This window comes from Parasedimentitalea denitrificans, assembly GCF_011813015.1.
In the GTDB taxonomy this organism is placed as follows: domain Bacteria; phylum Pseudomonadota; class Alphaproteobacteria; order Rhodobacterales; family Rhodobacteraceae; genus Parasedimentitalea; species Parasedimentitalea denitrificans.
This window is the reverse complement of sequence record NZ_QHLQ01000008.1, coordinates 173,912-181,247: the sequence shown is the minus strand read 5'-3', so window position 1 is coordinate 181,247 and position 7,336 is coordinate 173,912. Positions and strand designations below refer to the sequence as shown.

Genomic DNA, 7,336 nt, shown 5'->3' with positions numbered 1-7,336 from the left:
TTACTGCACTTGGCATCCCCAAGACAGAGGCGATAGGCTAAATCCGTCCGGTGTCAGGGGAGGTCCGACCTCAACCCTATTTGTGCAACAAAGCCCTTCTGATGACCAAACCATTGCTGTCAATTTTTGTGTGTCCGACACCGGCCTTGGAATGGCAGAGGGTCTTAAAACAGTGACATTCAATAGTTCCACTCCTGCAGATCAATCAACGTCCAGAACATTCGGAGGTTTCGGCCTTGGGCTTTCGATCTGCAAGAAGCTGGTTGAAATGATGGGTGGGGAAATTGATGTTAAAAGCAAATCCGGAGTGGGCTCACGTTTCCATTTTAAGGTTTTGTTTGGGGTCGCTTGCCAGCCTCTATAGGCCGCAAATGGTAAATCCTTTCCCAATATTGCTTGGTCCTGATTGCACCCATTCCCCAGCACGTTAATCTAAGTCCAAACAGACAGGGATTTGACCATGCGGTTGTTGTTTCGGATATTTGTCGCCTTGGTGATCACCATAGTGGTGGTCATTGGCGGGCTGTTGTTGCTGCCGGGGGATAAACTGGCTGAACTGGTCTCGGACCAGTTAGAGGCGCAGACCGGGCGCAAGCTGGCGGTAAGCGGCGAGGTGGCGCTGTCGGTCTGGCCGGTGATGGGCGTCAAGGCGCATGGGGTCAGCCTGTCAAATGCCGATTGGGCGGGCGATCAGCCGATGTTGACGGCCGAGACCCTGTCGATTGGCATTTCGGGCCCGGATTTGCTGAACGGTGATGTTAAAATCAAAACCATCCGTGCCAAGGCTCCGCATCTGAACCTGAGCACCAATGCCACCGGGCAGGGTAATTGGCAGCTGCCTGCGGTTAGCGATGCGAGCCCTTCGGGGAGTGCGGAGGTGGACAGTGCAGCCGGGGGCGCTGGCTCGACGCTGAATATCGAAACGCTGATGCTCAGCGGTGCCAGTGTCAGTTATGCTGCGCATGGTGAAGCTGTTGTCGAGGTGCAGAATATCGATCTGGCGCTGAAATGGCCTGAGCCCAACGGCACTGTTGATCTGGTGATGACGCTGAAGTCGTCCGAGGGGGCGGTGAAAATCATCGGCGAGATCGGCACCTTTGCGGAGTTCCTTGACGGGCAAGTGGCCTCGGTTGGGGCGACGGTGACCATGGGGGACGATATTGCGAGGTTTGATGGTCGGGTCGGCGTCAGCGGCGAGGCAGCAGGACGGTTGACGGTCAAGAGTGACGATACTGTACGGGTGCTGAGTGCCGCGGGGCTGGGTGATGTTTCCCTGCCGCAAGGGATGGGGCAAAGCCTGACGGTGGGCAGTGACCTGACCTACACCCCAGATGGACGTCTGACGTTGCGAGATTTGAATCTGGATCTGGGCGGCAATGTGCTGAAAGGCGCGGTGGATCTGACTCTGGGAGAGGTGCCATATGTCACCGCCAAACTACAGGCACAGGACTTGGACCTAACAGGGGTGGCTGCAACTGGTGGCTCGGCTGGGGCTGCCAGTTCGGAAACTGCTGGCTGGTCTGCAGACCTCATTGACGCCTCTGCTCTGGCTTTGGTCGAAGGTTCAGTCGAGCTGACTGTCGCCAGTTTGAATACCGGCAGTGTCAAACTGGGTGCCAGCAAGTTGAACCTGTCGATTGACAATGCACGTGCGGTTCTGAAATTCCTTCCGGCCTCGGTTTTTGGCGGTTCGGTGCAGGGGCAGGTGGTGGCCAACAACCGCAATGGGTTGTCTGTTGGTGGTAAGCTGACCTACTCGGGTATTCGTTTGGAGCAAGCACTGGGGCAGTTGGCGGGCTATGACCGGCTGAACGGCGAGGCATTGGGGGAGCTGCAGTTTCTGGGCATTGGCAACACGCAGGACGCCATTATGAGGTCGCTGAGTGGTAAGGGCTGGCTGGAGATCGGCAAGGGGTTTTTTACCGGGTTTGACCTAGAGGGGCTGATGCGGTCTGGCAGTGGCAATGGTGGTAGCACAGTGTTTGACAATCTGAGCGCCAGTTACACGTTGAAGGATGGCAATCTGAACAACCAGGATTTGCTGATTTCACTAAAAGGCGTGCGTGCGGATGGGGCTGGCCGGATTGGCTTGGGCGCGCAAGATCTGGATTATCTGTTCACGCCAACCGCGACGGCGGCCAATGGTGGCCGGGGATTGTCGCTACCGCTGCGGATAACTGGCCCTTGGGCAGATCCCAAGATCCGGCCGGACCTGAGCGAGGTGCTGGAGGCTGAGATTGACGGGATTGAGGATCAGGCCACGGATCAGCTGCGCCAGAAGCTAAGCGAAGAGCTGAATGTCGAGATTGCACCAGAGCAGGATCTGGAAGAAGCGATAAAGGATGGGTTGGAGCAGCGCGCCAAGGACAGCCTGTTGCAATTGTTGCAGGGGAACTGATTTGGGGAAGGCTGGGGCTCTGCCCCAGACCCCGGGATATTTTTAGCCAGATGAAGCGGGGGATCTAGCGCTTTTAGATAAGGCGCGCCGAGGATAACTGGCGCGCCTTTTTTTGTTAAATGCTTTGGTCGTAGTCGCCGACCTGAGGCTCGGTGCGGATGACCGCGTCTATATCGGCGAAGATCGCGCGCATTTCGGCATCGCTGTCAGAGCTTTCGCAGACCACCACCAGATTGGGGGTGTTTGAGGAGGCGCGTACCAAGCCCCATGAACCATTGTCGAGGATCACGCGGGCGCCGTTGACTGTAACAACCTCTTTGATGGTACGCCCGGCAAAGCTTTCACCTGCTTCGTGCTTGGCCACCAGTTTTGCGACCAGACGTTCCAGCACGTCGTATTTCTCAGTATCGGCGCAATAGGGCGACATTGTGGGTGTGGCCCAAGTCTTGGGCAGTGCCTTGCGAAGGTCGGACATCTTCATATCCGGGTTGCGATCCATCAGTTTGCAGATCTCAACCGCGACCCGCATGCCACAGTCGTAGCCGCGACCGATGGGTTCGGCCAGAAAGTAGTGACCAGATTTTTCGAACCCAGCCAGTGCACTGATCTCTTTGACGCGACGCTTCATGTGGCTGTGGCCGGTTTTCCAATAGTCAGCAGTGACACCGTTCTTTTGCAGTTCGGGGTCGGAGGCAAACAACCCAGTGGATTTCACATCCGCGACAAAGGTGGCATTGGGGTGCAATTTGGATAGGTCGCGGGCCATGATGACGCCCACTTTGTCAGCAAAGATTTCTTCGCCTTCGTCATCCACAACACCGCATCGGTCGCCGTCACCGTCAAAACCCAGTGCAAAATCAGCACCAGAAGCGCGAACGCTGTCGGCCATGTCGTGCAGCATTTCCATCGCTTCGGGGTTGGGGTTGTAGTGTGGGAAGGTATAGTCCAGCCGGTTATGGCTGGGCACGACCTCGACGCCGATCCGTTCGAACAGTTCGGGGCCGAAGGCTGCTGCTGTGCCGTTGCCGGTTGCGCAGACGACTTTGAGCGGGCGGGACATTTTGAAGTCGCCGACCAGATCGTCCATGTAGGCCTCTTTAACACCATCGACAAATTCATAGCCGCCGCCGGGACGAGCAATGGCTTCGCCCTCCAGCACAATTTCGCGCAATTCGTTCATTTCATCGGGGCCGTGGGTGAGGGGGCGTTCAAAGCCCATCTTGACCCCGGTCCAGCCGTTGGGATTGTGGCTGGCAGTGACCATTGCGACAGCAGGAACATCCAGGTGGAATTGGGCGAAATAGGCCATTGGGGAGACGGCTGGGCCGATATCCTTGACCTGAACACCGCCCTGAATGAGTCCTAAAATCAGGGCGTTTTTGATGCTGAGAGAGTAATCCCGGTAGTCGTTAGCCACTGCAATGACCGGATCAATCCCGCGGGCATGCATTTGTGTTGCCAAACCAAGCCCCACCGCCGTGATGCCTGGCAGGTTTATCTCGTCCGGGTATTTCCAACGGGCGTCATATTCACGAAAGCCGGTAGGCACGATCATTGGGTCGCGTAGGAAATTCCAGGTATTTGGAGATACCGGAGCAGTTGGTTTGGTCATTTGAAAAACTCTTTTACGGTGAATTAAAAAGTCATAGGGTTGGCTTTGGCCAAGGCATCAAACGCCATCAAGGTTTCGATCAACTGCGGCATCTGGTCGAGGTAGATCATATTTGGACCATCTGATGGCGAGCGATCAGGGTCCTCGTGAGTCTCGATGAAAATGGCACCAACACCAATGGCGGCGGCGGCGCGGGCCATCACCGGGGCGAACTCGCGTTGACCACCGGTTGAACCACCCAGACCTGCAGGTTGCTGAACGGCGTGGGTTGCATCCATCACAACAGGATATCCGGTAGAGGCCATCTGAGGTAGTGACCGCATGTCAGTGACCAGAGTGTTATAGCCAAACGAGGTGCCACGCTCGGTCAGCAAGATACGCTGGTTGCCTGTGCTCTCGATTTTGGTGACGATGTTGGCCATGTCCCAAGGGGCCAGGAACTGACCCTTTTTGACGTTGATTGCCGCGCCGGTTTCAGCGGCTGCCAGCAATAGGTCAGTCTGGCGGCATAGAAGCGCAGGGATCTGCAGGATATCGCAGACCGCAGCCGTAGGGGCACATTGGTCAGTGGTATGAACATCCGTCAGAACCGGCACGCCGATGGCCTTCTTGACGCTGTCGAGCATGGCAAGACCTTCGTCCATTCCTGGCCCACGTACACCACTGATCGAGGTGCGGTTGGCCTTGTCATAAGAGGCCTTAAACACATATTGCGCCCCAGCGGCATCGCAAGCCTCTTTCATCTTGCCTGCGATCATCTGCGCGTGATCGGCGCTTTCCAGTTGGCACGGACCAGCAATCAGGGTCAGTGGACGGTCGTTTCCGATATTGAGGTCGGCGATTTGAATGTTTTTCATAAGCTTACGATGAGACCTGTTCGCGAAGGATGGACGCTGTGAGTGAGAACATCAGATAGATACCGGAAAAAATCAGGAAAGCCAAAATTGTATTTTCAAACTTGCGTGGATAAGACGCTTCCTGGCTTGGCACTGGCTGTACCGCAGTCGTCAGGTACCGAACCTGACGGTTGGCCTCCATTCGGGTTTGTTCAACTTGCTGCAGGGCGGATTGCAGCATCAGATCACGTGTCGCCAAATCAGCCTGCGCCATCTGGATCTGAACACTAAGGCTCGCCAGGGAGTTTTCACCGGCAGAGGCGTCAATCATGCGTTGGTTCAGTCGGTCGATAACAGCCAGAAGCCGCTCAATATCGGCGCGGGTGCCGGCAACTTTGGCCTTGTTGGGACGGGTGTTGTCCAGCAGAGCGGCGAGTTCCAGTTCTTTCTCTTGCACTTGCAATTCAAACGTACTGATTTGCGAGCGCAATGACAGGATCACGCCTTCGGGATCCAAGACAGACCCTTGCTGTTGCAGTTGCACTAGTGACTGCTGCGCCGCTCGACGCTTTTCCTCGGCACTTTCCATCGCACGTTGCGCATCCCGCATCTGATTGTCGCGCTTGTTACTGGAAAGATCGTTCACCATTTCTTCGGCGTAGTTGATCAAGCTTTGCGCAAACTGGGCTGATACCTCAGGATCGGCTGCAGAGACTTCCATCCGGATGACCCCCTCGGTGGGGTCGTAACCAATGGTCACGTTGCGGCTATAGGTTTTGTAGGCCTCTTCATTGGTGGGATTCTCGTTCAGGCGCTGAATGGGGTCGATCCATTCCTGCGTGAAGTGAGATTTGAAGCCTATATCGGCATCCAGTCGGATCATGGCTTCTTTTGACTGCAGAAAGCTTTGGACTGCGATCGAATCCTGGCTGGTGGCAAACTGGGTGCCGCTCAGCAATCCGCCCAATCCAGCGCCGCCTGCGTTGTCGGCTTTCAGGATTAGGAATTCGGATTTGGCCGCATACATTGGCGTAGCGACTTTGTAGAAATAATAGCCCGCCAGAAATGTCGGTAGCATGACGAAGAACGCCAACCGACCCATCAAGAGTAACAGTTTGCGACGGCGGCGGTTGCTGATCTCGCGCTGGATGGTGCGGATATCGCGTTCACGTCGCTCAGCCGGACTTAGTTCAGTTGAAGGAAGGTTCGTTTTGGCTGCCGGAATGGTCTGCGGTAGTTGTACCGCGCCCGGAGCCTCGGGGCTGCCAGCGGCATGAGCCTTGTTTTGCGGAACCACGAGTTCCAGCATGTTTGACCGTTTGAACGGATCGATGCCTTTTGCCCGCAGCAGTCGAACCGCGTCAAAATCTGAGGTTGCAGGCAAGTTATGCTTTTGGGCTACGCGACGTGCCATGCGTAACTGTCGGCCTGTCAGCCCCTCTTGGCGAATGGCGTCAATATCGGTGCTAACCCCAGTTTCCCGGGCTGAACTGACCTGACCACTTAGCGATGATTGGAGCTCAGTACCGGCCTGCATCTGTGCCGAAGCAGCAGCGGCCTCTGCTTTTGGGCCGGGCACAGATCTGGCCCGTGCTGGTCGTGTCGCGGCGGAATCTGCAGAACCACCGGCCGGTTCACCGGATGTTGGAGCAGTCTGTCCGCTGCCGGGGTTTCCCGGATTGCGGCGAATGCGAAACTTTTTAGCCTTGGGTTTCATAGTCATAGAGCTGTTTCGCTTCTTCCAAGGTTTCAAACATGTGTAGGTGTCCGTTCAGCAGAACGGCGGCCGATCGGGCAAATTTCTCTAACGTCTTTGCCTGATGCGAGACGATGATGATGGTGGTGGTTTGCAGACGTTCTTCCAGGATTGCGCCTGCTTTTTTATTGAATTCAACATCTGTTGTGCCCGGCATACCTTCGTCGACAAGATAGATATCGAAATCCAGTGCGAGCATCAACGAGAAGCTGAAGCGCGCGCGCATACCCGACGAATAGGTCCCCACAGGTTGGTCAAAGTACTCTCCCAACCCACACAGCCACCGGCAATAGGCCTCGACGTAGTCTGGATCCAGCCCATAAAGCTTGGCAATAAATCGTGAATTTTCCAGTGCAGACAGTCGATTGACCACCCCGCCCATAAAGCCAAGCGGAAAGGAAACCTTGCTGGATCGTACGATTTCGCCGTCGTCGGGTTTTTCCAGGCCAGCCATCATGTTGATCAGAGTTGTCTTGCCAGTGCCATTAGGGGCCAGAACCCCAAGTGAATTGCCAAGATCAACACGAAAGGAGACCTTATCCAGGATCACCTTGTGCTGACTTCCGGTCCAAAAGGACTTGCTGACATTCTGAAACTCGATCATCGTCTTTCCGGTACTGCCCGCGCGGCCCCTGTTTCAGGGCTCTTCTCACGGATGATATTGACGGTGACGTAGCACCTAACCCCTTCCATAACAGAGGAGTGTTAACGGCTTACGCGGCCAATTTGGCCAT

6 protein-coding genes are annotated in these 7,336 nt (G+C 55.7%); 2 read left to right on the top strand and 4 right to left on the bottom strand.

Annotated features, from left to right (window positions below; genetic code table 11):
• Both DL239_RS10460 and DL239_RS10455 read left to right on the top strand, forming a co-directional pair.
• Positions 1 to 364 (top strand): ATP-binding protein (locus tag DL239_RS10460; RefSeq protein WP_240931832.1); only part of this gene is annotated, 364 nt, incomplete at its 5' end.
• Positions 365 to 460: 96 nt separating this feature from the next.
• Positions 461 to 2,398 carry an AsmA family protein gene (locus DL239_RS10455; protein WP_167683993.1) on the top strand — a complete coding sequence of 646 codons (1,938 nt, stop codon included), beginning with the start codon at positions 461 to 463 and terminating at the stop codon, positions 2,396 to 2,398.
• A 115-nt stretch (positions 2,399 to 2,513) separates the two neighbouring features.
• Here the strand turns inward: DL239_RS10455 and DL239_RS10450 are convergent, their stop codons facing one another.
• Genes DL239_RS10450 through DL239_RS10435 form a run of 4 tightly spaced genes read right to left on the bottom strand, consistent with a single transcriptional unit; the run spans position 2,514 to position 7,206 of the window.
• Positions 2,514 to 4,010, bottom strand: a complete 1,497-nt coding sequence (locus DL239_RS10450; protein WP_167683992.1) for a phosphomannomutase/phosphoglucomutase — start codon at positions 4,008 to 4,010, stop codon at positions 2,514 to 2,516.
• A 23-nt stretch (positions 4,011 to 4,033) separates the two neighbouring features.
• Positions 4,034 to 4,867, bottom strand: coding sequence for a 3-deoxy-8-phosphooctulonate synthase (kdsA, locus tag DL239_RS10445; RefSeq protein ID WP_167683991.1), 834 nt, complete (start codon positions 4,865 to 4,867; stop codon positions 4,034 to 4,036).
• A gap of 4 nt (positions 4,868 to 4,871) precedes the next feature.
• On the bottom strand, positions 4,872 to 6,569 hold the full coding sequence (locus tag DL239_RS10440) for a KpsE/RkpR family capsule polysaccharide export protein (protein WP_167683989.1): 1,698 nt from the start codon (positions 6,567 to 6,569) through the stop codon (positions 4,872 to 4,874).
• Positions 6,547 to 7,206 carry an ABC transporter ATP-binding protein gene (locus tag DL239_RS10435; protein ID WP_167683987.1) on the bottom strand — a complete coding sequence of 220 codons (660 nt, stop codon included), beginning with the start codon at positions 7,204 to 7,206 and terminating at the stop codon, positions 6,547 to 6,549. Before DL239_RS10435 ends, DL239_RS10440 begins: the two co-directional genes overlap by 23 nt.
• Positions 7,207 to 7,336 lie beyond the last annotated feature (130 nt).